General features: G+C 62.2%; 26 protein-coding genes. 9 read left to right on the top strand and 17 right to left on the bottom strand.

Features of this window, described 5'->3' with window-relative positions:
• Window positions 1–79: 79 nt before the first annotated feature.
• The 7 genes from rocD to HX875_RS19090 all read right to left on the bottom strand — a co-directional run bounded on the left by rocD (window position 80) and on the right by HX875_RS19090 (window position 9,135).
• The gene (rocD, locus tag HX875_RS19120) at window positions 80–1,276 is read right to left on the bottom strand and encodes an ornithine--oxo-acid transaminase (protein WP_177044631.1); all 1,197 of its coding nucleotides are present in this window, start codon (window positions 1,274–1,276) and stop codon (window positions 80–82) included.
• Window positions 1,277–1,424: 148 nt separating this feature from the next.
• Window positions 1,425–2,543 carry a succinylglutamate desuccinylase/aspartoacylase family protein gene (locus HX875_RS19115; RefSeq protein ID WP_177044628.1) on the bottom strand — a complete coding sequence of 373 codons (1,119 nt, stop codon included), beginning with the start codon at window positions 2,541–2,543 and terminating at the stop codon, window positions 1,425–1,427.
• 207 nt (window positions 2,544–2,750) lie between these two features.
• Window positions 2,751–4,004, bottom strand: coding sequence for an OprD family porin (locus tag HX875_RS19110; RefSeq protein WP_177044626.1), 1,254 nt, complete (start codon window positions 4,002–4,004; stop codon window positions 2,751–2,753).
• A 112-nt stretch (window positions 4,005–4,116) separates the two neighbouring features.
• On the bottom strand, window positions 4,117–5,760 hold the full coding sequence (locus tag HX875_RS19105; protein WP_177044624.1) for an ABC transporter ATP-binding protein: 1,644 nt from the start codon (window positions 5,758–5,760) through the stop codon (window positions 4,117–4,119).
• The gene (locus HX875_RS19100; RefSeq protein ID WP_003208137.1) at window positions 5,757–6,635 is read right to left on the bottom strand and encodes an ABC transporter permease; all 879 of its coding nucleotides are present in this window, start codon (window positions 6,633–6,635) and stop codon (window positions 5,757–5,759) included. The genes HX875_RS19105 and HX875_RS19100 overlap by 4 nt, the downstream gene beginning before the upstream one ends.
• Complete coding sequence (locus tag HX875_RS19095; RefSeq protein ID WP_003208135.1) at window positions 6,632–7,573, bottom strand: ABC transporter permease; 942 nt, start codon at window positions 7,571–7,573, stop codon at window positions 6,632–6,634. Before HX875_RS19095 ends, HX875_RS19100 begins: the two co-directional genes overlap by 4 nt.
• 2 nt (window positions 7,574–7,575) lie before the next feature.
• On the bottom strand, window positions 7,576–9,135 hold the full coding sequence (locus HX875_RS19090; protein WP_177044622.1) for an ABC transporter substrate-binding protein: 1,560 nt from the start codon (window positions 9,133–9,135) through the stop codon (window positions 7,576–7,578).
• 389 nt (window positions 9,136–9,524) lie between these two features.
• Here HX875_RS19090 and HX875_RS19085 point away from each other — a divergent pair, with 389 nt between their 5' ends.
• Entirely contained in the window at window positions 9,525–10,439 is a 915-nt protein-coding gene (locus tag HX875_RS19085) for a LysR substrate-binding domain-containing protein (RefSeq protein WP_177044620.1), read from the top strand.
• Between the two features lie 25 nt (window positions 10,440–10,464).
• The gene (locus tag HX875_RS19080; protein WP_177044618.1) at window positions 10,465–11,895 is read left to right on the top strand and encodes a serine hydrolase domain-containing protein; all 1,431 of its coding nucleotides are present in this window, start codon (window positions 10,465–10,467) and stop codon (window positions 11,893–11,895) included.
• A gap of 792 nt (window positions 11,896–12,687) precedes the next feature.
• On the opposite strand, the gene HX875_RS19075 is transcribed toward HX875_RS19080, so the two are convergent.
• The 3 genes from HX875_RS19075 to HX875_RS19065 form a co-directional block, all read right to left on the bottom strand.
• Window positions 12,688–13,347, bottom strand: coding sequence for a nicotinamidase (locus tag HX875_RS19075; RefSeq protein WP_177044616.1), 660 nt, complete (start codon window positions 13,345–13,347; stop codon window positions 12,688–12,690).
• Between the two features lie 140 nt (window positions 13,348–13,487).
• Window positions 13,488–14,261, bottom strand: a complete 774-nt coding sequence (locus tag HX875_RS19070; RefSeq protein ID WP_177044614.1) for an L-iditol 2-dehydrogenase — start codon at window positions 14,259–14,261, stop codon at window positions 13,488–13,490.
• A gap of 22 nt (window positions 14,262–14,283) precedes the next feature.
• Window positions 14,284–15,594: an ABC transporter substrate-binding protein gene (locus tag HX875_RS19065; RefSeq protein ID WP_177044612.1), complete on the bottom strand. Its 1,311-nt coding sequence runs from the start codon at window positions 15,592–15,594 to the stop codon at window positions 14,284–14,286.
• A gap of 214 nt (window positions 15,595–15,808) precedes the next feature.
• Between HX875_RS19065 and HX875_RS19060 the strand changes: the two genes are divergently transcribed.
• The 3 genes from HX875_RS19060 (at window position 15,809) to HX875_RS19050 (ending at window position 18,929) form a co-directional block, all read left to right on the top strand.
• A complete protein-coding gene (locus tag HX875_RS19060) occupies window positions 15,809–16,759 on the top strand; it encodes a helix-turn-helix domain-containing protein (RefSeq protein ID WP_177044611.1) in 951 nt (316 codons plus the stop codon).
• Between the two features lie 155 nt (window positions 16,760–16,914).
• Window positions 16,915–17,871, top strand: a complete 957-nt coding sequence (locus tag HX875_RS19055; protein ID WP_177044609.1) for a nucleoside-specific channel-forming protein Tsx — start codon at window positions 16,915–16,917, stop codon at window positions 17,869–17,871.
• 20 nt (window positions 17,872–17,891) lie between these two features.
• Window positions 17,892–18,929 carry a purine-nucleoside phosphorylase gene (locus HX875_RS19050; protein WP_177044600.1) on the top strand — a complete coding sequence of 346 codons (1,038 nt, stop codon included), beginning with the start codon at window positions 17,892–17,894 and terminating at the stop codon, window positions 18,927–18,929.
• 125 nt (window positions 18,930–19,054) lie between these two features.
• Here the strand turns inward: HX875_RS19050 and HX875_RS19045 are convergent, their stop codons facing one another.
• The 3 genes from HX875_RS19045 to HX875_RS19035 form a co-directional block, all read right to left on the bottom strand.
• Window positions 19,055–20,014 (bottom strand): quinone oxidoreductase family protein, encoded by a 960-nt coding sequence (locus HX875_RS19045; protein WP_177044592.1) that lies wholly within the window; start codon window positions 20,012–20,014, stop codon window positions 19,055–19,057.
• A gap of 30 nt (window positions 20,015–20,044) precedes the next feature.
• Window positions 20,045–20,218, bottom strand: a complete 174-nt coding sequence (locus tag HX875_RS19040) for a DUF1427 family protein (protein WP_177044590.1) — start codon at window positions 20,216–20,218, stop codon at window positions 20,045–20,047.
• 89 nt (window positions 20,219–20,307) lie between these two features.
• Window positions 20,308–21,072, bottom strand: a complete 765-nt coding sequence (locus HX875_RS19035) for an AraC family transcriptional regulator (RefSeq protein ID WP_177044588.1) — start codon at window positions 21,070–21,072, stop codon at window positions 20,308–20,310.
• A gap of 117 nt (window positions 21,073–21,189) precedes the next feature.
• On the opposite strand from HX875_RS19035, the gene HX875_RS19030 reads away from it, so the two are divergent.
• Window positions 21,190–21,432 (top strand): DUF6555 family protein, encoded by a 243-nt coding sequence (locus tag HX875_RS19030; RefSeq protein WP_177044585.1) that lies wholly within the window; start codon window positions 21,190–21,192, stop codon window positions 21,430–21,432.
• Window positions 21,433–21,550: 118 nt separating this feature from the next.
• Here HX875_RS19030 and HX875_RS19025 read toward each other — a convergent pair whose 3' ends face one another.
• The 3 genes from HX875_RS19025 to HX875_RS19015 form a co-directional block, all read right to left on the bottom strand.
• Window positions 21,551–21,721: a metallothionein gene (locus HX875_RS19025; RefSeq protein ID WP_008437063.1), complete on the bottom strand. Its 171-nt coding sequence runs from the start codon at window positions 21,719–21,721 to the stop codon at window positions 21,551–21,553.
• 92 nt (window positions 21,722–21,813) lie between these two features.
• Window positions 21,814–22,269, bottom strand: coding sequence for a DMT family transporter (locus tag HX875_RS19020; protein ID WP_088425290.1), 456 nt, complete (start codon window positions 22,267–22,269; stop codon window positions 21,814–21,816).
• Between the two features lie 4 nt (window positions 22,270–22,273).
• Window positions 22,274–22,759, bottom strand: coding sequence for a DMT family transporter (locus tag HX875_RS19015; protein ID WP_177044583.1), 486 nt, complete (start codon window positions 22,757–22,759; stop codon window positions 22,274–22,276).
• Window positions 22,760–22,877: 118 nt separating this feature from the next.
• Between HX875_RS19015 and HX875_RS19010 the strand changes: the two genes are divergently transcribed.
• The 3 genes from HX875_RS19010 to HX875_RS19000 all read left to right on the top strand — a co-directional run bounded on the left by HX875_RS19010 (window position 22,878) and on the right by HX875_RS19000 (window position 24,693).
• On the top strand, window positions 22,878–23,810 hold the full coding sequence (locus tag HX875_RS19010; RefSeq protein ID WP_177044581.1) for a LysR family transcriptional regulator: 933 nt from the start codon (window positions 22,878–22,880) through the stop codon (window positions 23,808–23,810).
• Window positions 23,811–23,947: 137 nt separating this feature from the next.
• Window positions 23,948–24,319 carry a type II toxin-antitoxin system Phd/YefM family antitoxin gene (locus tag HX875_RS32795; protein ID WP_256348136.1) on the top strand — a complete coding sequence of 124 codons (372 nt, stop codon included), beginning with the start codon at window positions 23,948–23,950 and terminating at the stop codon, window positions 24,317–24,319.
• Complete coding sequence (locus HX875_RS19000; RefSeq protein ID WP_177044580.1) at window positions 24,316–24,693, top strand: type II toxin-antitoxin system VapC family toxin; 378 nt, start codon at window positions 24,316–24,318, stop codon at window positions 24,691–24,693. The genes HX875_RS32795 and HX875_RS19000 overlap by 4 nt, the downstream gene beginning before the upstream one ends.
• Before the next feature lie 10 nt (window positions 24,694–24,703).
• Here the strand turns inward: HX875_RS19000 and HX875_RS18995 are convergent, their stop codons facing one another.
• A complete protein-coding gene (locus HX875_RS18995) occupies window positions 24,704–26,026 on the bottom strand; it encodes an Nramp family divalent metal transporter (RefSeq protein WP_177044578.1) in 1,323 nt (440 codons plus the stop codon).
• Window positions 26,027–26,044: the final 18 nt, after the last annotated feature.

Raw genomic sequence — 26,044 nt, 5'->3', positions numbered from 1 at the left:
GCGGCCGTGAACCCGGCGAGGACTTCGTCCTCGAACGCAGCCTCGCTTCGCTCGACAGCTGCTACGTAAAAGGGCGTGGTCAGGCAAGCTGTTTGAATACCCGCTCGATACGCTCAAGGCCCCAGTCCAGTTCTTCTCGGGTAATGGATAACGGCGGCGCGATGCGCAGTACGTTTTCGTGGGTTTCCTTGGTCAGCAATCCTTCGGCCAGCAGCGCTTCGCAGATTGGCCGTGCATCGCGATCCAGCTCCACGCCGACCCACAAGCCACGCCCGCGAATCTCGCGAATGGCCGGCGAGTCCATCGCCTTCAGGCGCTCCACCAGGTAATGGCCCAGTTGCGCGCTGTTGTCGATCAAGCCCTCCTCTTCCAGCACCTTCAGCGCTTCCAGGCCAATGGCCGCCGCCAGCGGGTTGCCGCCGAAGGTCGAGCCGTGGCTGCCGGCGTCAAACAGATCCATGATCGAGTGATCGGCGACAAACGCCGACACCGGCATGATCCCGCCGCCCAGGGCTTTGCCGAGGATCAATGCGTCGGGGCGGATGCCTTCGTGCTGGAACGCGAACCACTTGCCGGTGCGGCCCAGGCCGGACTGGATCTCATCGAGGATCAGCAAGGTGTTGGTCTCGTCGCACAGTTGGCGCAGTGCCCGCAGGAAACCGGCCGGCGGCACGCGAATGCCGGCCTCGCCCTGGATCGGTTCGATCAGCACCGCGCAGGTGTCGGCGGTGATGGCCTGGCGAAAACTCTCGATATCACCGAAGCGCGCCTCGGTGAAGCCGTTGCAGAACGGGCCGAAGTCGGCCTTGTAGTCGGGCTCTGACGAGAAACCGACAATGGTCGAGGTGCGGCCGTGGAAATTGTTGTCGGCCACCACGATGTTGGCCTGGTTGGCCGCGATGCCCTTGATTCGATAACCCCAGCGTCGGGCGGCCTTGATCGCGGTTTCCACGGCTTCGGCGCCGCTGTTCATCGGCAGGGCCGAGTCAAAGCCCGTGATGCGGCACAGGGTCTTGAGGAAGTTGCCCAGGGGTTCGCTGTAGAACGCCCGGGACACCACGCTGATCTTGTCGATCTGCGCCACGGCGGCGGCGCGGATACGCGGGTGGACATGGCCGTGGCTGACGGCGGAATAGGCCGACATCATGTCCAGGTAGCGCTTGCCATCGTCACCAATGGCCCAGACGCCCTCACCCTTGACGATCACCACCGGCAAGGGGGAATAGTTGTGGGCGCAGAATTGGTTTTCGAGGGTAATTGCCGGGTTGGAGTGCATGAGCGATGTCCTGCCAAATAAATAATGAATGAACAACGCAGCGCCAATGTGGGAGCTGGCTTGCCTGCGATGGCGGTGTATCAGGCGGCATTGATGTCAAATGTGCCGCCGCTATCGCAGGCAAGCCAGCTCCCACACTTGTCCTGCGTCAGGCGCTGAGTAGCTTGCCGCTGCGAATCGGTGTGGCACCGGATACACGCCCCAGCGGATCGCCGGGTTTGACGAAGCGCACGTCGCGGCGCATGTAGAGCACGCCAGTGTTGTGGCTGTTGACTGTGGTGACCTGCCCACTGTGGGGGTCAACAATATCGAACAACGCCTGCCCCGCCTCGATGCGGCTGCCCACCGCCGCCCGGTGCACCAGCACCCCGGCGCACGGCGCATAAAACTGCTCACTGCCGGCCAATGGCGTCGCCGGGTTGCGCAGGGCCGGCAATGGCCGGGGCGTGCCTTCAATCGCGCCCAGGTGAGTCAGGTAGTCAATAATTGCCGTGGCGTCATGCTGCGCCAGCTCATAGGACACATCCCGCTGGCCACGATGCTCAACGGTCACCGCCACGCTGCTGTCGGGTATCGGGAACCGGTCGCCAAACCGCTCGCGCAAGTTGACCCACAGCAGGTACAGCGCCTCATCGAACGAGTTGGCCTGGGAGTCGGTGGCCAGCAACGAGGCTTCGGAACCGATATAGCGCGCCAGTGGTTCCACCGTCGCCCACACCGCTTCACCGGTGTACACGTGCATCGCGGCTTCACGGGAGCAGTGCAGGTCCAGCACGATATCGGCGTCGTGGGCCAGCAGCATCAGGGTACGTTGCAGGGACTGGAATTCGTCCAGCGGCTGCGCGTCCAGCAGGCATTCGCCCCAGGCCTGGCGGATCAGTTGGCGGTTGGCGTCGATGTCCTGGCCCAGCAGGTGTTCAATCTTGTCGGCAATCGCCGGGTATGGCACCGGAAAACCCCGGTTGTAATTGCGCCCGCTGCCCAGCTCGAAACGCCCGCTGGGCGCGCCCATGATGTATTGGCTCAGCCCCGTAGGGTTGGCCACGGCCACCAGCACGATCTCGGCATTCAGGCGGTTGGCATTTTCCAGTTCCACCAGTTGCCGGCGCAGGTGCGCGGCTACCAGCAGCGCCGGGGTTTCGTCGGCATGCAACGCCGCCTGGATATAGATTTTTCGACCTGCACCCATTGCACCGTAATGCTCACTGTCCACGTGCCTGTGGGTACCTTGTGTCGCTTGCAGCAAGGGGTGTGATTTAAGTTTCATAAACCGGAAATCTCGATATTCGAGTGATGAACGCTGAAGAAATATTAACGAGCCGGCGTGATCGTCTGTAAGGGCGGCCAGGGCTATCTCGATCTGGTAATCCGATCAGTGTGGGAGCTGGCTTGCCTGCGATAGCGGTGGGTCAGCCAGCCTATTGCGTGACTGACCCACCGCAATCGCGGGCAAGCCCGCTCCCACAGTGGGTGGTTACCAGAGCGCCAGGGTGTAGCCCAGCATCACGCGGTTCTCGTTAACGTCGTTGAAGTAGTTGCCTTTGCTCAGCGCGTTGCGCCAGCGCATCGACACGCCTTTGAAAGGCCCGTTCTGCACCACGTAACCCAGGTCCAGGTCGCGCTCCCACTCGCGGCCTTCGCGGTTGAAGCCGAGCACCTCGGCCGAATCACCCTTGGCATACTTGATCCCGAACAGCAGGCCCGGCAAACCGAGGTCGGCAAAGTTGTAGTCATAGCGGGCGTGCCAGGCACGTTCCTTGGTCTGGGTGAAGTTGCTGAACTGGTACTCGGTGAACAGGTAGGTGATGGAGCCGTCCAGGTAAGTAAACGGCGTGGTGCCGTATTGCTGCTGGAAGCCGCCGCCAATGCTGTGGCCGCCGTAGGTGTAGGTCAGGCGGCTGCTCAACGCGCTGTTGTCGACCTTGCCCGCCAGGCCCGCACCGTCCTTGTCGGACTTGAAGTAGCGCACGTCGGTTTTCAACGTGCCCGGCCCCAGGCCGAAGTTGTTCTTGAAGCCCACGTATTGCTGCTGGTAGATGCTGTCCAGCGCAGCGTAGTGGTAGCTGAGCAAGGTGTTGGGGGTCAGCGAATAGTCGCCACCGGCAAAGCGAAACTGGTCGCTCAGGGCGGTGCTTTTGTAGACCTTGCTCACCGTGGTCAGCTTCATGTCTTCGTAGTTGGTGGAGTCACGGTCCTTGGCCTGGTCGATCTGGCCGAGGGTGATTTTCAAGTTGCTGATGTCGTTGGACACCAACTGGGTGCCGCTGAAGGACTGCGGGAACAGCCGGCTGGTGTTGGGTTGCAGGATCGGGAGGTCCGGCACCAGGTAACCCACACGCAGCTCGCTTTTTGCGAAGCGCGCCTTGGCGGTTACGCCCAGTTTGGAGTAATCGTCAGAGACGTTTTTGTCGCTGTCACGCTGCAGCAAGCCCGTACCGGACAGCCCAGGGCTGGAGTCGAGTTTCACCCCCAGCATGCCGGTCAGGTCCAGGCCGAAGCCCACGGTGCCTTCGGTGAAACCGGACTTGATGCCGAGGATAAAACCTTGGGCCCACTCGGCGCGCATCGACTGGGACGCCGCTTCTCGGTAGTCACGGTTGAAGTAATAGTTCTTCAATTCCAGCGTACCGCTGCTGTCCTTGATGAAGTCTGCGTGGGCCAGTGACGGGACCAGCCCGCTGCTGACAACGCCGACGCCGGTGATGAGTTGAGTCAGGGATTTTTTCATTTTTTTAGCTCCTGGCAGTGTGGTGGGGGTTGGTGTTTTTATTGTTCTTCGGGCATGGCTTCGCCGTTCGCGCAAATCAGTGATTTGCGCGGCGGGTGACGTCAGTCCTGGGTTACAGCGCTAGCGGTACGGGGCCCTGGCGGATGCGGTAGCCCCCGTTTTCAAGTTTCTCCAAGGGGCTGGCGGCGGCCAGCAGCTTGCGGGTGTAAGGGTGTTGCGGGCGGTCGAAGATCTCGTCGCGAGCGCCCATTTCCACCACCCTGCCCTCGCTCATTACCGCCACCCGGTGGGCGATGCGTTCCACCGCAGCCAGGTCGTGGGAGATGAACAGGCAGGCAAAGCCGTACTGCGCCTGCAGGCGTTCGAACAGCTCGAGGATCTGCTTCTGGATGGTCATGTCCAGCGCCGAGATCGGCTCATCGGCGATCACCAGGCGCGGGTGACGCACCAGTGCCCGGCCGATGGCCACGCGTTGGCGCTGGCCACCGGACAACTGGTGCGGGAAGCGGTCGACAAACTGCTCCGCCAGGCCAATGTCCACCAGGGTTTTCGCCACCCGCTCCCGCCGTTGCGCCGGCGTCATGCCGGGCACATGGCGCAGGGGTTCGGCGAGGATGTCGCCGATCTTCATGCGCGGGTCGAGGGACGAATACGGGTCCTGGAAAATCATCTGGCATTGCAGGCGATGGTCGCGGTTGCCGGCTTTGAGAATGTCCACGCCTTCAAACTCGATGGCACCGGAACACGGGCTGTTCAGGCCGACAATCGCGCGGCCCAGGGTGGTCTTGCCCGAGCCGCTGCCACCCACCAGCGCCAGGGTTTCCCCGGGGGCGATGGACAGGTTGGCCGAGTGCACCACCCGCTTGAACTGGCTGCGGCCCCACAGGCTGCGCGGCCCAGGGTGTTCGATGCACACGTCCTTGACCGTGAGCAACGGCCGGTCTGCCTTGGGCAAGGCTGCCAGAGTGCCGCGCCGCGGCAGGGCCTCCAGCAGTTGCCGGGTGTACTCGGCCTTGGGCGCCAGCAGGATCTGCTCGATGGTGCCCTGCTCCACCGCGCGGCCTTCGCGCATCACCACCACTTTGTCGGCGTAGCGCGCCACCAGCGACAGGTCGTGGCTGATAAACAGGATCGCGGTGCCCTGCTCGCGGGTCAGGTCGAGCATCAGCTTCAACACGTCCAGTTGCGCCAGGCAATCGAGGGCCGTGGTGGGCTCGTCGGCAATCAGCAACGCCGGGCGCAGCAGCATCACCGAGGCGAGCATGATGCGCTGGCGCATGCCGCCGGAGAACTCGTGGGGAAACGCCGCCAGGCAACGCTCGGCGTCCTTGATGCCGATATGCCCGAGCATCTCCAGGCTGCGTTCGCGGATCTGCGCCTCGGTCAGCCTGGTGTGCAGGCGCAGGCCCTCGGCCATTTGCTCGCCGATGCTCATGGAGGGGTTGAGGGACACCATGGGTTCCTGGAACACCATGCCGATCTTCGCCCCGCGCAACTGGCGCAGTTGCTCCGGCGCCAGGCTGCCCAGGTCATGGCCCTGGAAACGCACCTGGCCGCTGCATTGTTCCAGGGGCGGTGGCAGCAGGCCGATGGCGGCGCGGGCAGCCATGGTCTTGCCGCTGCCGGACTCGCCCACCAGCGCCACGATTTCGCCGGGCGCGATGGTGAAGCTCAGGTCGTTGACCGCCAGCGGGCCGTGGGCCCCCACGCGGATTTTCAGCTGGTCGACTGCCAGAAGGATGTCAGTCATGGTCATTTACTCATCCGCGGGTCGAGACGATCGCGCAAGGCATCGCCACACAGGTTGAACGCCAGCAACGCCATGGCGATGCAGACACCGGGAAACAGCCCCAGCCAACTGGCCGTGGCGATATACGGCCGGCTGGCGGCGAGCATGTTGCCCCAGGTGGCGGCCGGCGGCGGAACGCCCAGGCCGAGGAAACTCAGGGAGCTTTCCGCCAGGATCGCCCAGCCGAACATGCTGGTGGCGAGCACGCACACCGGTGCCACGCAGTTCGGCGCGATGTGCCGCAGCATGGTGTACAGCTCGGAGTTGCCGATCACCCGCGAGGCCTCGACAAACTCTTTCTCGCGCAGCGACAGCACCGTGCCGCGCACCACTCGCACCACCGACGGCGTGTAGGCCAGGCTCAGCGCAAACACGATCCCGTAGAGGCTCGGGCCGATGATCGCCATCAAGCCCAGGGCCAGCAGGATGCCGGGAAACGCCAGCAACGCATCGTTGACCATCATCAAGCCACGGTCGACCCAGCCCCGCAGGAACCCGGCCAGCAGGCCCAGCACCGTGCCGGCGGTGATCGCCAGCGTGACCGTCAACACACTCACCCACAGGCTGGTGTGCGCGCCGATCATCAGGCGGCTCAGCACATCACGGCCGTACTCATCGGTGCCCAGCCAGTGCGCGGCCGTGGGCGCCTGCAAGCGCGCCAACAGGTTCAGGGCCAACGGGTCATGGGGCGTCCAGACCAGGCCGAGCAAGGCCATGATCAACAACAAGGCCAGCAGCAGCGCACCGATCAGCGCGTTCAACGGCGGCACACGCCAGGCCCTGGGGGCACGCGCCGGTGCCGGCAACAGCACCTCGGGTGCGGCAGGTAGAGGCTTATTCATAACTTAACCCTGGGGTCGAAGAGCGGGTACAGCAGGTCCACCAACAGGTTGACCAGCACATAAACAAAGGTCACCAGCAGCAGGCAGCCTTGCAGCACCGGGTAGTCCCGGGCGTAGATGGCGTCGACCATCAGCCGGCCGATGCCCGGCAGGGTGAACACCGTTTCGAGCACCGCGATGCCGCTGAGCAGGTTGCCGAGGATCAGGCCGATCAGGGTCAGGGTCGGCGCAAACGAGTTGCGCAGCGCATGCCGCCACAACACCGCCCGCTCCGACAGGCCCTTGGCCCGGGCGTGGGTGATGTATTCCAGGCGCAGCACTTCGATTGCACTGGCCCGGGCCATGCGGGTGATTGCGCCCAGTTCCACCAGGGTCAGGGTGACAATCGGCAGCACGATAAAACTCAACGCCTGCCACGGCGACTGGCCGAACGACACATACCCCACCACCGGCAACCAGCCGAGCTTGATGCCGAACGCATAGAGCAACAGCAAGCCGAGCCAGAAGCTGGGGATCGACAGCAACAGGGTGGCGGTCGACACCACGCCAAAGTCCAGGGAGCTGTTCTGTTTCCACGCCGAGAGCAAACCGGCCGGTACCGCAATCAACGCCGCGAGCAACACCGAGACCAGCACGATCCCGGCACTCACCTGGAAGCGGTCAAGGATCAGCGGCAACACCGCCTCATTGGTGGTGATGGAATGCCCGAGGTCGCCACTGAGCACCGCCTTGAGCCAGATCACAAACTGCAGCGGCAACGGCTGGTCCAGGCCCAGGGACGCACGCGCGACCTCCAGGCTATGGGCGTCGGCCATATCACCCAGCATCAGCAGCGCCGGGTCACCGGGCACCAGCCGGATGATCGCGAACACCATCAGCGAGATCAGCAGCAAGGTCGGGATCGACATCGCCAGCCGTTGGAAGATGAAACGCAACATCCTCAGTTACTCCCGGTGGCAGGCACGCTGACGGTCCACAGGCGCGGCTTGGACACCGGCCAGGTGCGCAGGCCGTGCACATAGTCGCGGCTGGCGGCGATGGCGTTGCCGTTGTACATCGGGATCATCGGCACGTCCTTGAGCATCTGCTGATGCAGTTGATCAAACAGCGCCTGGCGCTTGGTGATGTCGCCTTCGCGCTGGGCTTCACGCAGCCATTCCTGGGCCTGGGGGTTGTCCCAGACCTTGCGGGCTTCCTTGTCCTTGTCGCCGGTCATCGAGTCGAAACTCAGGGCCGGGTCGAGGCGTTCGGAATACGGGAACGCCATCATCTGGTAGTTGCCGGTCTGGTAGCGCTCCAGCTGAGTGCCCCACTCCAGGGTTTCCAGTTCCAGGTTGATGCCGCTGGCCTTGGCCATGGCTTGCACGAACACGCCCATGTCGAAGATCGCGGCGTAGCGTTTGTTGACGATCAGCTTGATCGGCTGGCCTTTATAGCCGGCTTCACGCAGCAGTTGGGCAGTCTTGGCCGGGTCGAAGTCGAAGCCCTGGTTCTCGATGGCCTGGTGGTAGTGGCTGCCGCTGGCGACCATCGAGTTGTTGGCCTGGGAGCGGCCACCGGTCAAGGCGGCGACGATTTGCGCCGAATCCAGCGAATGGGCGATGGCCTGGCGCAGGCGCACATCCTTGAGCAACGGGTCGCGGGTCTGGAACAACAGCGCGTTGACCGACATGGTGCCGCTGGAGGTGACCTTGATGCCGGGGTTGGCCGCCAGTTCGGTGGCGTCCAGCGGTGTGACGTCAATCAGCAGGTCGACGTTCTTCGACAGCAAGGCCGCCTTGGCCGCCGCCGGGTCGGGGATCACCAGCAGGCGTACGCGGTCGAGGGTGGTGGTTTTATTGCCGGTGTAGCCGTCCGGTTCTTTCTCGTCACGCGGGGTGTAATGGGCGTTGCGCAGCAGGTCGATGTACTGGCCGGGCTTCCACTCGCCCAGGCGGAACGGGCCGGTGCCGATGGGGGTTTTCCATTGGCCGTCGACCACCGAGTCTGGGTGCAGGATGCCGCTGCCGCCGCATTCCGGCAGTGCGGTGCTGGTCAGGAACAGGCCGTTGGGTTTGTCCAGGGTGAACACCACGGTGAGTGGGTCCGGGGCGCTCATGTCGACGATCTTGGCGCCGCCATGGCCATCGAATTCAGGGGCGCAGCGCCACTGGGTTTTCGGGTCGAGGTAGTGTTTCCAGGTCCACAGCACTTCGGCGGAGGTCAACGGCGCACCGTTCTGGAACTTGACCCCGCTGCGCAGATGGAAGGTGTAGCGCAGGCCGTCGTCGGACACCTGCACGTCCTTGGCCAGCAGTGGGCCGACGGTGGCATCTTCACGGAAGGCCACCAGTCCTTCGGTAATGTGCAAGATGACGGCGTCGGAGTTGGTGTCACGGTTGACGCCTGGCTCGGTGCTGCGAATGTCGGCGTTCAACGCGACCTTCAACAGATTCTCGGCGTGGGCAGTGCCCACCAGCGCGGCGGACAAGGCGCCAGCCAGGATTAAAGTCTTGTTCATGATAAATGCACCTTGAATGATCCTTACGCTTGGGTTCGGACGCTGGCAGGACCCAAAAAGAGGCACGGCCGAACACCTGAATAGTTGTTGTTGTTTTAGTCGCTGATTACGGTTTGCGAATGTTCCTGGACCGATCTTATTCGCCACCGGATGAACTTGAGAAGAACGCTCCGAGTGATCGGGCTCGGTTTATCCGATCATCAACCGTCCGTGGGTTGCCCAGGCCTTACCGTACCGAGAAATCAGGGCCTGTAGCTGAAAAACAGACGGTTTTTGCGATCAGAAATAATGATCGTGATCACTCATACCGATCTGTGCGCACCTATAGTCATCAGATAAGCTGGCTGGCATTCAATGGTTTAAATGCAGCACTGACTGAGTCGACTGTCATGACCCTCACCCATCTTCGTGCGTTCTGCTCCGTGGTTGAAAAAGGCAGCTTCCGCTCTGCCGCACGCCAACTGGATGTGGCGCAAAGCACCCTGACCCAATCGATCCAGACCCTGGAAAAAGAACTCGGGGTGGTGCTGCTGCAACGCTCCAACCAGGGCATCAACCTGACCCCGGCCGGTGAAGTGTTCCTGGCCCGCGCCCGCTCCATCACGCTCGATTGCGAACGCGCCCTGCTCGACCTGCAACCCTGGAAAGGCGAGCCCGAAGGCCATATCGCCCTGGGCGTCACCTCCGAACCCTTGGCCGAGCTGCTGCTGCCGGTACTGAGCAACTTCACCCAGCGCTTCCCGCGCATGCAGGTGCATGTGGCCAGCGATACGACCAAAGGCCTGGTGGAAAAAGTCCGCGATGGGCGCCTGGATTTCGTCTTGTGCCCCCTGGCGCCCAACGTGGCCGATATCGACCTGGCCATCGACCGCCTCTACAGCTCCAACGCCGGCATCATTGCGCGCAAGGGCCACCCGCAGGCCCACGCAAAATCCGTGCAAGCCCTCACCGACTGCCAGTGGATCAGCGTACGCCCGGCCGGCGTGGTAGGCGGCGCGGAGAACCGCTTGATCGAACTGTTCCGCACCCAGGGCCTGGCGCCGCCGAAGATCGCGATCACCACCGATTCGTTGCTGGAAACCCTGCACATCGTCTCGGAAACCGACTACCTGACCATCGAGCCGCGCATGCTGCCGGGGATGAAGCTGTTTTCCAGCGCCCTGACCACCATCGCCATCGACGAGCCGCTGGCCCCCCGCGATGTGTGCCTGATCAGCCGCCGCTCATCACCGCTCACCAGCGTCAGCCAGGAACTGACCAGCATGCTGATTTCCTATTCGCGGCTGGTGCACCGCAGCCGTTGATTTCCCTCCCACCACGAGCCTGTTTATGCCCATGTCCTACGATGGTTTGTCCCGCGCCAGCGCCAGCAGTGTCGGCGTTGATCCCGAGCACCTGATTGCCTTTCTCGACGAAGTGAAAGCGGCCGGCCTCGACCTGCAAGGCCTGATGCTGCACCGCCACGGCCAGGTGGTCGCCGAAGGCTGGAGCTGGCCGGTGGACCCCAACGAGCCACGGGTATTGCACTCGGTGGCCAAGAGCTTTACCGCCTGCGCCATTGGCCTGGCCCTGGATGAAGGGTTGTTGAAGCTGGAAGACCGGCTGGTGGGGTTCTTCCCCGAGTTCGTTCCGGCCGATGCCGACCCGCGCCTGGCGGACATGACCGTGGAGCACCTGCTGACCATGCGCACCGGCCACGCCGCCAATACCTCGGGCTCCGTGTGGCGCGGGATCGAGACCAGCTGGATTGCCGAGTTTTTCAAGATCCCGCTGGCCTATGCGCCGGGCACCACCTACGTCTATACCAGTGCGGCGAGCTACATGCTCTCGGCGCTGATCAACAAGGTCACCGGGCAGACCTTGCACGCTTATCTCAAACCGCGGCTATTTGTGCCGCTGGACATCCATAACGAACGCTGGGACATCGGCCCCGACGGTGTGAACCCCGGCGGTAACGGGCTCAAGGCACCTACGTCGGCCATGCTCAAGCTGGCCGTGCTGCATGCACAAGGCGGCGTGTGGAATGGCCAGCAGATTCTGCCGGCCGCCTGGGTTGCCGCGGCCACCCGGCCACAAGGCGGGCCGGACAGCCGCTACGGTTATCACTGGATGATGAAGCCGGCACACGCCTTCAGTGCCGTGGGTGTGTTTGTGCAAATGGCGATGGTGTTTCGTGAGTACGGCGCAACACTGGTGGTGATCGGCGGGATGAAGAATTCGGCAGAGCTGATCCCGTTTGTCGAGCGGCATTTTCCGGCGGCGTTTGGCAGTGATTGCAGCGTCAACCCTGAAGCGGATGCGCGGTTGGAGGGGCGTTTGGCGAGCATGGCGCTGCGGCCTGATTTGCTTTCAGCCTGCGCCGGACCGGCGGATTTCACTGGTGGCTATCAGGTAGAACCGAACGGCCTGGATGTGCGGCAACTGGCGTTCGCCGTTGAGGGCGATGTGCTGCGCTTCCAACTGACCGACAGCAAGGCCAGCCATGTCCTTGAAGTGGGGATTGATCGCTGGATCACCGGCACCACCAGCATGCCGGGTCGAGCGTTGCACCACGGTTATGAATTCAAGGACGCGCAGATCGTTGCCGGTGCGCGCTGGCTGGATACCGGGACGCTGGAGATGACCTGGATCTACCCGCAGACGGCGTTTCGCGACCGGGTGGTGTGTGAATTTGACCGTGACCGCGTGCGTGTGGCGCGTACGGTCAACGTCAACAGTGCCGGGAAGGAGCAGGAAGTATTAGTGGGCAGGAAGCTCTAGTGTGGGAGCCGGGCTTGCCCGCGATGCAGGCGACGCGGTACCCCAGTCACACCGCGGTGATCCCATCGCAGCCTCGCTAAAGCTCGACAGCTCCCACATTGGAATGTATTTACAAATCAAAATGTAGGAGCTGGCTTGCCTGCGATACAGGCGACTCGGTACCTCAGTCACACCGCAGCGCTCCCCTCGCAGCCTCGCTAAAGCTCGACAGCTCCCACATTGGAATGTATCCACAAATCAAAATGTAGGAGCTGCCTGCGATACAGGCAACTCGGTGCCTCAGTCACACCGCGGTGATCCCATCGCAGCCTCGCTAAAGCTCGACAGCTCCCACATTGGCATGTATCCACAAATCAAAATGTGGGAGCTGGCTTGCCTGCGATACAGGCGACTCGGTAGCTCAGTCACACCGCAGCGCTCCCATCGCAGCCTCGCTAAAGCTCGACAGCTCCCACATTGGCATGTATTCACAAATCAAAATGTGGGAGCTGCCTGCGATACAGGCGACTCGGTGCCTCAGTCACACCGCGGTGATCCCATCGCAGCCTCGCTAAAGCTCGACAGCTCCCACATTGGAATGTATCCACAAATCAAAATGTGGGAGCTGGCTTGCCTGCGATACAGGCAACTCGGTACCCCAGCCACACCGCGGTGATCCCATCGCAGCCTCGCTAAAGCTCGACAGCTCCCACATTGGAATGTATCCACAAATCAAAATGTAGGAGCTGGCTTGCCTGCGATACAGGCGACTCGGTACCCCGGTCACACCGCAGCGCTCCCCTCGCAGCCTCGCTAAAGCTCGACAGCTCCTACAACCATCGCGGCCAGTTCTTCGCGGCTGCGGCTGATCATCACGCCGACTTGTGCAAGGTGGTCAACCGCTGCCACGCCGCCCTCCTCGCTGATCCCCCGGCACGCCGGCAAGTGCAGGATCACCTCGAAACCGGCCTTGAACAGTTGCAAGACGGTGGTCTTGACGCAGTAGTCCAGCGCCAGGCCACCGACGATCACGCGCCGAATGCCCTGGGCATTGAGGTATTCAATGACCCCGGTGGAGAGTTTGTCGTGGAGGTCGTGAAAGCAGGCGCCGTAGGGATGCAGGTCGGGCTCGACGCCTTTCCAGATGAAGTAGTCGTAGTCATAGGGCGTGGGTAATTCGTCCAGCAGCGTGAAACCCTCGGTGCCGGGCACGCAGTGGGCCACCCAGGTGACATCGGCATGCACCAAGCCGGTTGGTTGCAGCATCTCGCTGTGGTGCGAGACCACCCAGGGCGCGTGCGGGGTGTGGGCGTCCTTGCTGCCCACACGGCGCCCGGCGAGGCTGGCCATATAGTTGAGTTCACTACCGATCTGGTCGCCGCCGGCCACCGGCAGTTCAGCGGGGCACAGCGGCGTGAAACTCTTCTGGGCATCGACATCAAATGAGGCAACAGCGGTTTTCGGGACGGTCATTTTGGCGTTCTCCTCTGGCATGCGCACAAAAGCACAGGGCCGGCTGTAGGAGCAAGCTTGCTCGCGAAAAACCTGAGAGCACCGAGGAGTATCAGGCCTCCCGCGCTATCATTGACGACCACCGCAACGGACCAGTGCCATCAGTTCATCCAGTTACCACCGTCGACGTTATAGGTCTGTGCCACCACGTAATCGGCATCCTTTGACGCAAGAAAAACCGCCATCCCAGTCAAATCCTCAGCCGTGCCCATCCGCCCATAAGGCACCTCTGCCCCCACGCGCTTTTTCTTCTCACCCAGCGGTAGCCCTTCATGCCGGGCGAACATCGCATCCACCCCGTCCCAATGTTCACCGTCCACCACGCCCGGCGCGATGGCATTCACGTTGATGCCCTGCTTGATCAAATTCAGCCCCGCCGACTGCGTGAGGCTGATCACCGCCGCCTTGGTCGCGCAGTACACCGCCACCAGCGGCTCACCCCGGCGCCCGGCCTGGCTGGCCATGTTGATGATCTTGCCGCCATGGCCCTGCTTGATCATCTGCTTGGCAGCCGCCTGCAAGGTGAACAGCGTGCCGGCGACGTTGATCGAAAACAGCCGGTCAAAGCTGTCGCGGCTGATCTCGGTAATCGGGGCCAGGTCGAACAAGGCCGCGTTGTTGATCAGGATATCGAGCTTGCCGGCCTGCGCCACCACGGCGGCAATCGCGGCGTCGATGGAGGCCTGGTCGGTGACGTCCATCGCCACCGCGTAAGCCATCGGGCCCAGCTCGGCGGCGGTGGCCCGGGCCCGCTCCAGGTTGATGTCGGCGATGGCGACGGTGGCGCCTTCGTTGATGTAGGCCTGGGCAAACGCTCGGCCAATGCCCCGGGCGCTGCCGGTGACCAGCGCGCTTTTACCTTCCAGTCGTTTCATGAATACGGTGTCCATAAGGTGATTATTTCGGGTAGCCGGCGCGTTTCATTTCACGCTCGGTGGTGGACTGCGCCTCGGCCAGCGCCTTGTCGACGGTCATGCCGCCGGTGAGCGCCGCCGAAAACAGCTTGCCCACCGAGGTGCCGATGGCCTGGAACTCGGGGATCGTCACGTATTGGATGCCCACGTACGGCACGGGCTTGGCCGACGGGTGCGCAGGGTCGGCGTGTTGCATCATCTGCAAGGTCACCTTGGCGAACGGCGCCGCGGCCAGGTACGCCGCGTTGTAGGTGGACTGGCGCGTGCCCGGCGGCACGTTGGTGATGCCGTCCTTGTCCGCCACCAACTGGATGTATTCCTTGGAGGTGGCCCAGGTGATGAAGGCTTTGGCGGCGTCCTTGTGCTTGGAGGTGGCTGGGATCGCGAGGGACCAGGCGTACAGCCACGACGAGCCCTTGTCGGTGACCTCGGTGGGTGCGGCGGCAAAGCCCACGCTGTCGGCCACCTTGCTTTGGGTTTTGTCGGTGGTGAACGAGCCGGCGACGCTGGCGTCGACCCAGATCGCGCATTTGCCGCTGTTGAACAGCGCCAGGGTTTCGTTGAAACCGTTGCTGGAGACGCCCGGCGGGCCGTAGTTCTTCAGGGTGTTAACGTAGAAGTTGGCTGCCGCGGTCCACTCGGGGCTGGTCAGCTCGGGCTTCCATTGCTCGTCAAACCAGCGGGCGCCAAAGGCGTTGGCCATGGTGCTCAGCAGCGCGATGTTTTCACCCCAGCCAGCCTTGCCCCGCAGGCACATGCCGTATTGGTCCTTGGCGGGTTGGTTGAGCTTGGCGGCGAACTCGCCCAACTGGGTCCAGGTCGGATGCTCGGGCATCGTCAGGCCGGCCTGTTTGAACAGGTCGGTGCGGTAATAGGTGACGGTGCTTTCGCCATAGAACGGCAAGGCGTAGAGGGTGTTGTTCACCGACAGCCCCTGGCGCACGGCCGGGAAGATGTCGTCCACGTCGTAACCGGCAGGCAGTGGCGTGATCGGTTCCAGCCAGTGCTTGGCGCCCCACAGCGGGGTTTCGTAGGTGCCGATGGTCAGCACATCGAACTGGCCGCCCTGGGTGGCGATGTCGGTGGTGAGGCGTTGACGCAGGACGTTTTCTTCGAGCACCACCCAATTGAGTTTCACGTCGGGGTGTTGTTGCTCGAACACCTTGGACAGGCGTTGCATGCGGATCATGTCGCTGTTGTTGACGGTGGCGATGGTCACGGTTTCGGCCGCGTGGGCGGCGATTGCCAGCGTGAGGCCGGAGAGCAGGAACAGCGCTTTCGGAATCTTGAACATGGCGGTTTCCACTTATTGTTTTTGTTGTTGACGGCCCGATTACAGCAGCTTGCCCGGAACCGGACAAACGACTGGCGGATGCCCGGCTGATACTTTTTTAACCGCGCAGCCCAAATCAAAAAAGTATCAGTGGCGGGCAAAATCCGGGGTAGCGGCTGCCCGCGCAAAGGGCGTATTTTGGTCCCATTCCAAAAAGCCCAGAAGGGCCAAGCCCATGCCTGCAAGCCGCTCCGCCCTTTTCGAGCAACGCCCCGCCGAGCTGGAAGTGATTCTGGCCGAGCCCGAGCATGGCTTTCGCTGGTACGAACATGACTATCCATTCGAACTCGCGCGCTGGAACCATCACCCCGAATTCGAGATTCACCTGATCCGCCAGGGCAGCGGCAAGTTGGTGGCGGGCGACTATATCGGTGCGTTTGGCGCCGGCCATGTCGCACTGATCGGCCCCGACCTGCCCCACGACTGGATCGGCGACCTGGCGCCGGGCGAATACCTGACCGGGCGCGATGTGGTGTTGCAGTTCGACGGGGCCGCGCTGCTGGCCCTGCGCACCACCCTGCCCGAGCTGGGCGACCTGCAAAGCCTGTTTGACCGAGCCCGGCGCGGCCTGGAATTTACCGGCGAGACTGCCCTGAAGGCTGCGCAACTGCTGGAATCCATCGGCCCCGCCCAAGGCCTGGCGCGCCTGATCCTGTTCATCCAGTTGCTGCACACCTTGATGCAGGCGCCCTCCGGGGAAGCCCATTGCCTGGCCAGTGCCTGCTACACGCCGAGCCTGGATGCCCGCAGCTCGGAGCGAATCCACAAGGCTTTCGATTACCTGATGACGGAGTTGACCGGCGACCTGCGGCTGTCGGTGATCGCCCAGCGCCTGGACATGAGCGAGCCGGGCTTTTCGCGGTTCTTCAAGCGCGTCACCGGCCACGGCTTTATCGACCTTATGCGCAAGTTCCGGGTGCAGCGTGCCTGCCGCCTGTTACTGCAAAGCGAAATGTCCGTGGCGGATATCTGCTTTGAAGTGGGCTACGCCAACCTCTCCAACTTCAACCGGCACTTTCGTATCGAGATGAACCAGACTCCCAGCGAATATCGCCGGGAAACCGCAACGTATCTGTTCAACCGCAACGGTGATCAGGCGCTGCCGTTTACCAAGGCGCATTTCTGACCAAAAGGCCGACTATTTCCCACTTTTCTTAATTCGTTCATGCAATTGACACAAATTGGTACAACCTGTGCAAACGTTTGCGGAACGAACTTGGCAGCCAAGTTCACCTCAACCCGAAGAATCGGGCCACAACCGCGTACGAACAGGGATTTTCAATGCACCCCACTTCCAGACGACCCACGTCGGCCACTCCTTTTGCTGTTTCCCTGCTACTGGCTGCCGTTACGGGAGTACTCAGCGCACCCATTTTGGCGCAGCAAAAACCCGCCGATGACTCAGCACAGGGCGAAACCCTCGCCCCGCAAGACAGCCCCTCGAAAAAAGGCGTGTACCTCTCGGACTGGTTCAACCAGGACCTGACGGTAATCGGCAGCAAAGACATCAGCTTCGGCCCCAAACCCGCCGATGACGTTTACCTGGAATACGAATACTTTGGCCGCAAGGGCCCGTTCGAACTGTATGGCTACGTCGACATCCCGAAAATCTTCGGCATCGGCAACAGCAATGACAAAGGCGCCTGGGACCACGGCTCCCCGGTGTTCATGGAACACGAACCGCGTATCTCCATCGACTACCTCGCCGGTCGCAGCCTGGCCATCGGGCCGTTCAAGGAATGGTACGTGGCGTTCGACTGGATCTACGACCACGGCAGCAACAAGGCCAACCGCGCCAACACCTTGTACAGCGGCCTGGGCACCGACATCGAGACCCACTCGCGGGTCAACCTGTCGGCGAACTTCTATGGCCGCTACCAGTGGGAAAACTACGGCGCCAGCAACGAATATTCGTGGGACGGCTACCGGGCACAGATGAAATACATCGTGCCCATCGGCAGCTTCGACAACGGCGCGTCACTGACCTATATCGGCTTCACCAACTACGATTTCGGCTCGGACCTGCACAAAGACAACCCCGCGCGCACCGCCAACTCACTGGTTGCAACAAACGTGCTGTTGTATTCGTTCACTCACCTGCGCTTCACCCTGGTCGGCCGTTACTTCCATAACGGCGGCAACTGGGAAGACGGCAGCGAGCTGAACTTTGGCGACGGTAACTTCCGCGCCCGCTCCAACGGCTGGGGTTACTACGCCGGTGTGGGCTATCAATTCTGAGTGTGAACAAGGAGCAGTAGATGAAGACGTTTAGCCGCCTTTCCATCGCCATCGGCCTGGCCGCCGGGGCGCTGTTGCCGCAAGTCGTGTTGGCCGATACGCCGGCCCCGATCAAGCCCAAGGTGATGCTGATCACCATGTTCGCCCCCGAGGCGCAAAACTGGATCGATCGCCTGGAGCTTAAACAGGAAGTACGCGTACCGGGCCTGTCGGCCGAGTATCCGGTGATCCGCTGCAATACCCAGGACGTGTGCCTGCTGGTGACTGGCATGGGCCAGACCAACGCTGCCGCCTCGACCCTGGCACTGGCGTTGTCGCCCAAGTTCGACCTGCGCCAGAGCTACTTCCTGATTGCCGGGATTGCCGGGATCAACCCGCACCACGGCACCATCGGCACCGCCGCGTGGGCCCATTACCTGGTGGAGTTCGGCACCCAGTGGGAGCTGGATTCACGGGATGCGCCGAAGGATTGGCCGACCGGTTACATCGGCATCAATACCAAGGGGCCGAACGAGAAACCGCCGCTGGACTACAAGACCGAAGTCTTCGAGCTCAATCCCAAACTGCAGGCCAAGGCCTTTGCGCTGTCGCAGAAAGTCGAACTCAGCGAAAGCAAGGAGTCCGCGGCCTGGCGCAAACACTATCCGTACGCGCCGGCCAATCAGCCGCCGCAGGTCACCCGGTGCGACACCCTGGCGGGCAATACCTGGTTCTCCGGGACTCGCCTGAGTGAGCGCGCCGAGGTCTGGACCAAATTGCTGACGGACAATAAAGGCGTGTACTGCACCACCCAGCAGGAAGACAACTCCACCTATGAGGCGTTGTTGCGGGCCAGCCGTGAAGGTTTGGTGGATATCAATCGCCTGGCGGTGGTGCGGGCCGGTTCCGATTTTGATCGACCGTACCCGGGCTACAGCGAAGTGGATAACCTGTTGAAATACGCAGACCAGGGCGGTTTTGTGCCAGCACTGGAGAACCTGTACCGCACCGGTAACCCGCTGGTGCAGGCGATTCTGAAGAACTGGTCGGCGTGGGAGAAAGGCGTTCCGCAAGAGTAAAGACTGCGCAGCACGTCTGTAGGAGCAAGCTTGCTCGCGATGGTGGTTAACGATAACGCGGGGCATCGGGTACCCCGCGTCGTTCTCAGGCTTTTCGCGAGCAAGCTCGCTCCTACAGGGATTGATCAGGGCAGGAAGATAATCTTGTCTGCGCTGCCCTGGTTCACTTCCTCAAAGCACTGCACACCGTCGGCCAGGGACACTTCCCGCAAGCCGGTCGGCAACGGCAACAAATCCTCGTCAAAGAACCGCCCGAATTGCTCCAGCATCACGGCGCACTGTTCGCAGTTGTAGAGCAACGAATTGATCCCCACCACCGAACCGCCCTTGCGGTACAACGCCAGGGCCGGCAGTTGCACGTGCCCGTCCACCGGCGCGGCGATGATCGCGATACGACCGAAAGGCGCCAGCGCCGCCACGGCAGCCGGCAACCAGAAGCCGGTGGTGTCGAAAATCACATCGGCGCCCCCGCCGAACAAGGCATTGACCTGCCCGCCCAGCGCCTCCGGCTGCCCCAGTAAAATCCCCTCGAAACCCTGCTCGCGCAGTGCCTCGACCTGTTCCGGCCGACGCACGGCCCCCAACACCTGGGCCCCACGAATTTTCGCCAGGGCCAGGGCCGCACTGCCTACCGCCCCGTTGGCACCAATCACCAGCAAACGCGTACCTTTGCCGACACCGCTGCGCTCAAGGGCGTCCCACGCCGTGGTGTACGGCACGCCGAGGCTGGCGGCCTGGGCAAAGCTCAAATGGCTGGGCTTGTGGGCCACGCCCTTAGCCGACACGGTGAGGTACTGGGCGTGGGAACCGTCGGCAAAAAAGCCCAGGTCACGGCCGGTGCCCCAGACTTCCTGGCCGACCAGGTGCTGCGGGCCTTCAACCACGACCCCGGCAAAATCACGCCCGGGAATGCGTGGCAACGTGGTGTAAGGGAAACGCCCGAGTACGTTCTTGACGTCGCTGGGGTTCAGCCCGGCAGCCTTGATGTGCACCAGGACTTCACCCACTGCCGGCACCGGAGTGGGGACTTCGACGTAAGCAAGGGCAGCGAGATCGCCGGTGGCGGAAAATTGCAGTGCTTTCATGGCCAACATCCATCGAGGTTAAAAAGGGTTTCAGGACAACCAGCTGCTGATCAACTGCCGCCCCATGGGCCAGAGCTTCTCGCCCATCAACATGCCCATCAGCCCCACCAGGGCGATGGCGGGAGGCGCAGGCGAACGAAAGTCCAGGGCACCGTAAATCACGCCGACCAACAGGCCGATGGCCAAGGAAATCAGGTAATTCATGGAACGCTCCGCAGCAAGGGTTGATGCGGTCAGTGTAGGGGGCTCAAATCCGAAGCATCGGCCAAGTGCTTCAGGATTTCGGCCAAGCCTCAGACAGGATACTGCGACGGCGCCATCCCCAGTTCACGGCGAAACATGTCGCTGAAACTGCTGGGTGAATAACCCAGCGACCGGGCGATGGCACTGACCGACTGGCCCTGGATCAACTCGGCCACGGCGGTGGCCAGTTGCACCTGCCGACGCCACTCGGCAAAGCCCATGCCCAGGCTGTTCTGGAACAGCCGGGCCAGGGTGCGCACGCTGGCACCGGAGGCTTCGGCGTGCTGCTCGAAGGGAATGTCCAGGGACGGCGACGCCATCACCGCCTGGCACGCGCTCATCAGGCGGCGGTCGGCGCCCACGGGCAAGGCAATGCGAATCGGCGAACGCCGGGCCCGTTGCAGCTCCAGCAGGGCCAGGCCGACCACTGCCTCGTAGTAGGCCTGATCACCCTTGTCGCCCTGCTCTACCAACGCCACGATCAGTTCGCGCAGCAGCCCGCCGACCTCGATCACTTGCACCTGGCTGTCCAGGGTCGCGGCCAGTGCCGGGCGCAGGTAGATGTTGCGCATCTGCAGGTCGGACACCACGCGAATCCCGTGCTCCACACCCGGCGGCAGCCACACCGCGCGCTGGGGCGGCACCACCAGCGCTTCCTGGGGAGTCTCGACCCACATCACGCCACTCATCGCATACAGCAACTGGCCCCAATCATGTTGATGCGGCTCAACGTACAACCCACGCGGGTAGGTGCGCGCCAAGGGTTGCACGGGGACGGCGTGGTTACTGAGGTCGGGGGGCGCGGCAAGGGCCATGGAAGGCACATCGTTGAAGGATGGACAGCCATGGTAATGACCCGTGTCGGATAATCCGAGTGAATTTTTACCGCCTGGGGAGGGTCACTTAAAGACACAAGGAGGGTTAACGGATCCATGACTAACGCAAAACTTTTCGTGATCGACTACACGCTGCATGGCCAGCCCAAGTCATTCATCATCCGCCTGGAAAAACTCGACAACGCCGAAGCCTGGCATTGGGCAAGCTGCGACGCGGGCGTGGGTCGCATCGGGCGCTTTGCCCGGGAGCAGGTGAAGAAGACCAGCCAGCCCCAGGCCGAGAAATTCGGCATCGAAAACGTGCAATGGCGCCGCTCGGATGCGCGCTCCAGTGTCTGAAACCTGTAGGAGCGAGCTTGCTCGCGAAGGTCGTTAACGATGACGCGGGGCATCGGGTGCCCCGCGTCGCTCTCGGGTGTTTCGCGAGCAAGCTCGCTCCTACAGGAGGTGGCCTGCGTTAGCCATGGGCCGACTTGGCACATTCGCACCCGGTCGCCGAAGCACAAGGCTCACCATGGGCATGATGCTCGGCGCAGCCTTGGCAGCAATAGCCCTTACCATCCTTCATCACCGCGTTTTTCCCCAACTGGCAGTTGCAGTGAGGGCAGGCGCATGTTTTCTCTTGCATGGTCAGACTCCTTTTTCATGGTCGTCCAGGTGCGGCGAACGCCAGCACCTCAAGGAGTGACTATAGGCAATGATGCAAGGTTCAAAGGCCCGTCAGTCCGCCCGACGAGCGTTGCTGCGGTACATGAACACCAGGGCCAGCGCCAGGCAGAGCATCGCCACGATCCGGCTGCCGGACAGCTCGATGGCAGGGTTGCCGAGCCAGCCGAAGTTGTCGATCAGCATGCCCATGCCCAACTGGCCGACAATTACGGCCACCGTGGCCACCGCCGTGCCGACAATCGGTACCGCACCGACCATCACCATCATGTACACCACCCCGAACAACGCCCCGGTCAGTTGCCATTTCGGCACGTCCAGCAGGCTGACGGCATGGGCCGGTTCAAAGAACAGAATCAGCAAACCCGTACTGATTGCCCCCACCACAAACGTCAGCAGACTGCTGCGCAAAACGCCCACCGCCTGCCCGAGGCGGCCGTTGATGGCTGCCTGCACACTCAACACCGCACCGGCGGCCACCACCACTACCAACAATAGAATCAGATTCATCGCCTTAACCCCGTGCAATCAGAACAAGTGCCACCACAATCAACCCCAGTGCGATCCAACGCTCCACGTTGACCCGCTTGCGTGCAGTGCCGAACCAGCCAAAGTGGTCGATCAGCACGCTCTTGCCCACCTGGCCCGACAAGATCACGATCATGGTCATCGCGATGCCGATATGCGGTGTGGCCAGGGTCAGCACCACCACGTACATCGGCCCCAGGAAGCCACCAATCAATTGCCAGCGCGGCAGATCGGTCAACGCCGGGCCCTTTTGCGGACCGCTGAACAGCAGCAGCAAAAACAGGATCGCCGAGCCGACGCCGAAGATGCTCAAGGTCGCCCACAAATGCCCGACCTGCACACCCAGCGGGCCCAGCAACCCGGCCTCTACCGACAAGCCCATGCCGGCGAAAATCACCAGTGGCAGCAACAGCAACCGAAGAAACGTCTTGGGCCTGGCCTGAGCCACACCCGCCATTGAAGAAGCCTGCATACATCACCTGCGCGTTAGAGAGAGGAACAATGGCGCGCATTATCCGGTGGCACTGCTGTGCGATAAATGGGAGCATGCCGACAACACCTTTGCGTAAATCGCACAGAACGGAGTGATGATGCAGGGCTTGAACGAACTGAGTTTCAAGGCGCTTCGCCTGTTTGTCGCCGTGCTGGACTACGGCAGTTTCTCTGAAGTCGCACGCCGCGAGGGCCTGGCGCCCTCCTCCATTTCCCGGCAAATCCAACTGATGGAACAGGCCCTGGGCCAGCAGCTGTTGTATCGGCATACCCGTGCCGTCAGCCCTACCGAAGCCGGGCGCCTGCTGGGCCGTCATGCACGGTTGATGCTGGAGCAACTGGAAGCCGCCGGCCAGGCGCTGCAGGAACAGGAAAGCGAACCCAGTGGGCTGGTGCGCATCAACGCGCCCATGGTGTTTGGCCAGCGCCATCTGTCGCCGTGGCTGGGGGAGTTGTGCCGGCGTTATCCGAAGCTGCAACTGGATATCCAGCAAACCGACACCTACGTCGACCCGTTGCAAGACGGCACCGACCTGCTGTTTCGCATTGGCGTGCTGAACGATTCCGGCATGCAGGCGCGAATCTTCGCCCCCCAGCGCTTCCGCCTCGCCGCCAGTCCCGGCTATCTGGAGCGTTTCGGTACACCGCAACATCCCGACGAACTGGTCAACCACCAATGCCTGGCCTACAAGGGCGTTACCGGCCAGCAGCGCTGGTTCTTCCGCCGTGACCAGGGTGACTGGACGCCCTACAGCGTCAAAGGCCCGATCACCGGCAACCATGCCGACACCCTGACCCACGCCGCCGAACAAGGCCTTGGCCTGGTGGTGTTTCCATCGTGGCTGATCGGCGAAGGCCTGCGCGCCGGTACGCTGCAGGCGGTGCTGACCGACTATCAAGTGGCGACGACCCTGGAGCCGCAACAGATTGCCGCGTTGTGGCCGGGTAGTCGGCGGTTGTCGTTGAAGGTGCGCACCGTGATCGACTACTTCGTCGAGTGTTTTGGGACGGTGCCGTACTGGGACCGGTGAACGCTCAGTGCCCCTATTCGCCCCACCCTGTCAGAGAAAATTCTCCTTCGGGTAAGTCCAGTCTGTTTTTGCGAAACACTGGTCCAAAGTCTCTTGCACTCGGGCAGACTTCGATGAATTCCTTCAGGAGAGACGTCATGGATGCCAGTCATTACCCGTTCGGAAACACCCACTCACACGCGCAAAAATCACCCTCGACCAGCAGTCGGCTGACCTTTGCTTGGCTTCGAAATTTTGGCTATATTTGGCCAAAATCCGGGGAAGACCACATGATTACCGTACCGTTGGGCGAAGCAAAAAATAACCTGTCGAAACTGGTCGATGATGCCGCCGCCGGCCAAATCATCACCATCGCCAAGCATGGGCGCGCCATGGCCCGCCTTGTCCCCGTCGGGAAGCCGACAGGCCGGCGCATCGGCGCAATGAAAGGGAAACTGGTGCTACCGGATGACTTTGATGCGCCATTGCCAGACGACATGCTGGATGCGTTCGAGGGAAACCACCCATGAGGGTGTTGCTGGACACCCACATCCTGCTGTGGGCCCTGAGCGATGATCCAAAACTGTCCACCAAGGCCCGAAAGCTGATCGAGAACGCGGCAGAAATCTACGTCAGCGCTGCCACATTCTGGGAGCTGGCAATAAAGGTCGGGCTCGGCAAGCTCAACGTCAACCTGGAGGAAATTCGCGAATACTGCCTCGAAAGCGGTTACGTGGAATTACCCATCACCTCAGAACACGCCATCGCGGTGAAGGACCTCGAGCACCATCACCGGGACCCGTTTGACCGACTGATCATCGCGACGGCCATCATCGAACCGATGAAGCTGGTGACAGCCGATCCGATGGTGGCGAAATACACGTCATTGGCGGTTCTGACCTGAATGACCGGGTTCAAAAAAACACCCACTGCCCGATCAGCCAGGCATTTGCCGCGCTGATCACCACAAACAAGCCCCAAGCCAGCAGGCGCGTCGGCAAACGGTTAACGAACGGCCCCATCAGGCGCTTGTCACCCGTCATGCGGATCAGTGGGTACAGCGCAAACGGCAACTGCAGGCTCAACACCACCTGGCTGAGGATCAGCAACTTGCCGATGGCGTCGTCGCCCATCAGCCACACCCCGAGGAACGCCGGGATCAGCGCCAAGCCACGGGTGATCAGGCGCCGCTGCCAGCAGGGAATACGCAGGTTGAGGTAGCCCTCCATGATCACCTGCCCGGCGATGGTGCCGGTGAACGTCGAGCTCTGGCCGGACGCCAACAACGCAACACCGAACAGCACACTGGCGAAGGCGCCGCCCACCAGCGGGTCCAGCAAGTGGTAGGCGTCCTGGATTTCCACTACGTCCGTGTGACCGGTCTGGTGGAACGCCGCGGCGGCCAGTATCAGGATGGCCGCGTTGACCAGCAGGGCCAGGGCCAGGGAACCAATGGTGTCGATACGCGCCAGCTTGACCGCGTCCTGGCGGCTGGCCAGGTCCTTGCCGAACAGCCGGGTTTGCACAATGGAGGTGTGCAGGTACAGGTTATGGGGCATCACCGTGGCGCCCAGTATGCCGATGGCCAGGTACAACGGTGCGGCATCACTGATGGCCGACAGCGACGGCGTGAAACCACGGAACACGTCGGGCCAGTAAGGCTTGATCAGCACCAGCTCGATGAAGAAACACACGCCGATGGTCGCCACCAGCGCCAGCATGATCGCTTCCAGCCGGCGGAAACCGCGGTTTTGCAGGGCCAGGATCAACAGCGTATCGAAGGCGGTGATCACAATCCCGGTGGTCAGGGACACGCCCAGCAACAGGTGAAACGCCAGGGCGCAGCCGAGGACTTCGGCGAGGTCGGTGGCGATGATCGAGATTTCCGCGAGGACCCACTGCACGAACGACGAGCGCCGGCTGTAGCGCTCACGGCTCAATTGCGCCAGGTCCTTGCCGGTGGCGATGCCCAGCCGGGAGCACAGGCATTGCACCGCCATCCCGGCCAGGCTGGCCAACAGCACCACGAACAACAAGTTGTAGCCGTAGCGCGAACCGGCTTCGATGGCCGTGGCCCAGTTACCCGGGTCCATGTAGCCGATGGAAATCAGCAAGCCGGGGCCGGCAAATTTCAGTATGCGCTTGAAAAATGAAGCGCTGGGATCAACGACGATGGAGCCGGCGACTTCCGGCGGGCAGAACGGGGCGGTAGCGATTTTGGGCAGGCTGAATTTCACGCGGGGTACCAGGCATTC

Source organism: Pseudomonas yamanorum (assembly GCF_013386765.1).
In the GTDB taxonomy this organism is placed as follows: domain Bacteria; phylum Pseudomonadota; class Gammaproteobacteria; order Pseudomonadales; family Pseudomonadaceae; genus Aquipseudomonas; species Aquipseudomonas yamanorum_A.
This window is presented reverse-complemented; position numbering and strand designations above follow the sequence as displayed.

What these genes read in the sequence shown, in the direction of transcription:
- HX875_RS19055 (WP_177044609.1), top strand. Translation starts at nt 16,915, where the DNA reads ATGCACCCCACTTCCAGACGACCCACGTCGGCCACTCCTTTTGCTGTT.
- HX875_RS19075 (WP_177044616.1), bottom strand. Translation starts at nt 13,347, where the DNA reads ATGACCGTCCCGAAAACCGCTGTTGCCTCATTTGATGTCGATGCCCAG.
- HX875_RS19110 (WP_177044626.1), bottom strand. Translation starts at nt 4,004, where the DNA reads ATGAAAAAATCCCTGACTCAACTCATCACCGGCGTCGGCGTTGTCAGC.
- rocD (WP_177044631.1), bottom strand. Translation starts at nt 1,276, where the DNA reads ATGCACTCCAACCCGGCAATTACCCTCGAAAACCAATTCTGCGCCCAC.
- HX875_RS19010 (WP_177044581.1), top strand. Translation starts at nt 22,878, where the DNA reads ATGCAGGGCTTGAACGAACTGAGTTTCAAGGCGCTTCGCCTGTTTGTC.
- HX875_RS32795 (WP_256348136.1), top strand. Translation starts at nt 23,948, where the DNA reads ATGGATGCCAGTCATTACCCGTTCGGAAACACCCACTCACACGCGCAA.
- HX875_RS19040 (WP_177044590.1), bottom strand. Translation starts at nt 20,218, where the DNA reads ATGAATTACCTGATTTCCTTGGCCATCGGCCTGTTGGTCGGCGTGATT.
- HX875_RS19000 (WP_177044580.1), top strand. Translation starts at nt 24,316, where the DNA reads ATGAGGGTGTTGCTGGACACCCACATCCTGCTGTGGGCCCTGAGCGAT.
- HX875_RS19100 (WP_003208137.1), bottom strand. Translation starts at nt 6,635, where the DNA reads ATGAATAAGCCTCTACCTGCCGCACCCGAGGTGCTGTTGCCGGCACCG.
- HX875_RS19080 (WP_177044618.1), top strand. Translation starts at nt 10,465, where the DNA reads ATGCCCATGTCCTACGATGGTTTGTCCCGCGCCAGCGCCAGCAGTGTC.
- HX875_RS19050 (WP_177044600.1), top strand. Translation starts at nt 17,892, where the DNA reads ATGAAGACGTTTAGCCGCCTTTCCATCGCCATCGGCCTGGCCGCCGGG.
- HX875_RS19060 (WP_177044611.1), top strand. Translation starts at nt 15,809, where the DNA reads ATGCCTGCAAGCCGCTCCGCCCTTTTCGAGCAACGCCCCGCCGAGCTG.
- HX875_RS19030 (WP_177044585.1), top strand. Translation starts at nt 21,190, where the DNA reads ATGACTAACGCAAAACTTTTCGTGATCGACTACACGCTGCATGGCCAG.
- HX875_RS19065 (WP_177044612.1), bottom strand. Translation starts at nt 15,594, where the DNA reads ATGTTCAAGATTCCGAAAGCGCTGTTCCTGCTCTCCGGCCTCACGCTG.
- HX875_RS19085 (WP_177044620.1), top strand. Translation starts at nt 9,525, where the DNA reads ATGACCCTCACCCATCTTCGTGCGTTCTGCTCCGTGGTTGAAAAAGGC.
- HX875_RS19045 (WP_177044592.1), bottom strand. Translation starts at nt 20,014, where the DNA reads ATGAAAGCACTGCAATTTTCCGCCACCGGCGATCTCGCTGCCCTTGCT.
- HX875_RS19020 (WP_088425290.1), bottom strand. Translation starts at nt 22,269, where the DNA reads ATGAATCTGATTCTATTGTTGGTAGTGGTGGTGGCCGCCGGTGCGGTG.
- HX875_RS19015 (WP_177044583.1), bottom strand. Translation starts at nt 22,759, where the DNA reads ATGCAGGCTTCTTCAATGGCGGGTGTGGCTCAGGCCAGGCCCAAGACG.
- HX875_RS19090 (WP_177044622.1), bottom strand. Translation starts at nt 9,135, where the DNA reads ATGAACAAGACTTTAATCCTGGCTGGCGCCTTGTCCGCCGCGCTGGTG.
- HX875_RS19115 (WP_177044628.1), bottom strand. Translation starts at nt 2,543, where the DNA reads ATGAAACTTAAATCACACCCCTTGCTGCAAGCGACACAAGGTACCCAC.
- HX875_RS19105 (WP_177044624.1), bottom strand. Translation starts at nt 5,760, where the DNA reads ATGACCATGACTGACATCCTTCTGGCAGTCGACCAGCTGAAAATCCGC.
- HX875_RS19025 (WP_008437063.1), bottom strand. Translation starts at nt 21,721, where the DNA reads ATGCAAGAGAAAACATGCGCCTGCCCTCACTGCAACTGCCAGTTGGGG.
- HX875_RS19095 (WP_003208135.1), bottom strand. Translation starts at nt 7,573, where the DNA reads ATGTTGCGTTTCATCTTCCAACGGCTGGCGATGTCGATCCCGACCTTG.
- HX875_RS19070 (WP_177044614.1), bottom strand. Translation starts at nt 14,261, where the DNA reads ATGAAACGACTGGAAGGTAAAAGCGCGCTGGTCACCGGCAGCGCCCGG.
- HX875_RS19035 (WP_177044588.1), bottom strand. Translation starts at nt 21,072, where the DNA reads ATGGCCCTTGCCGCGCCCCCCGACCTCAGTAACCACGCCGTCCCCGTG.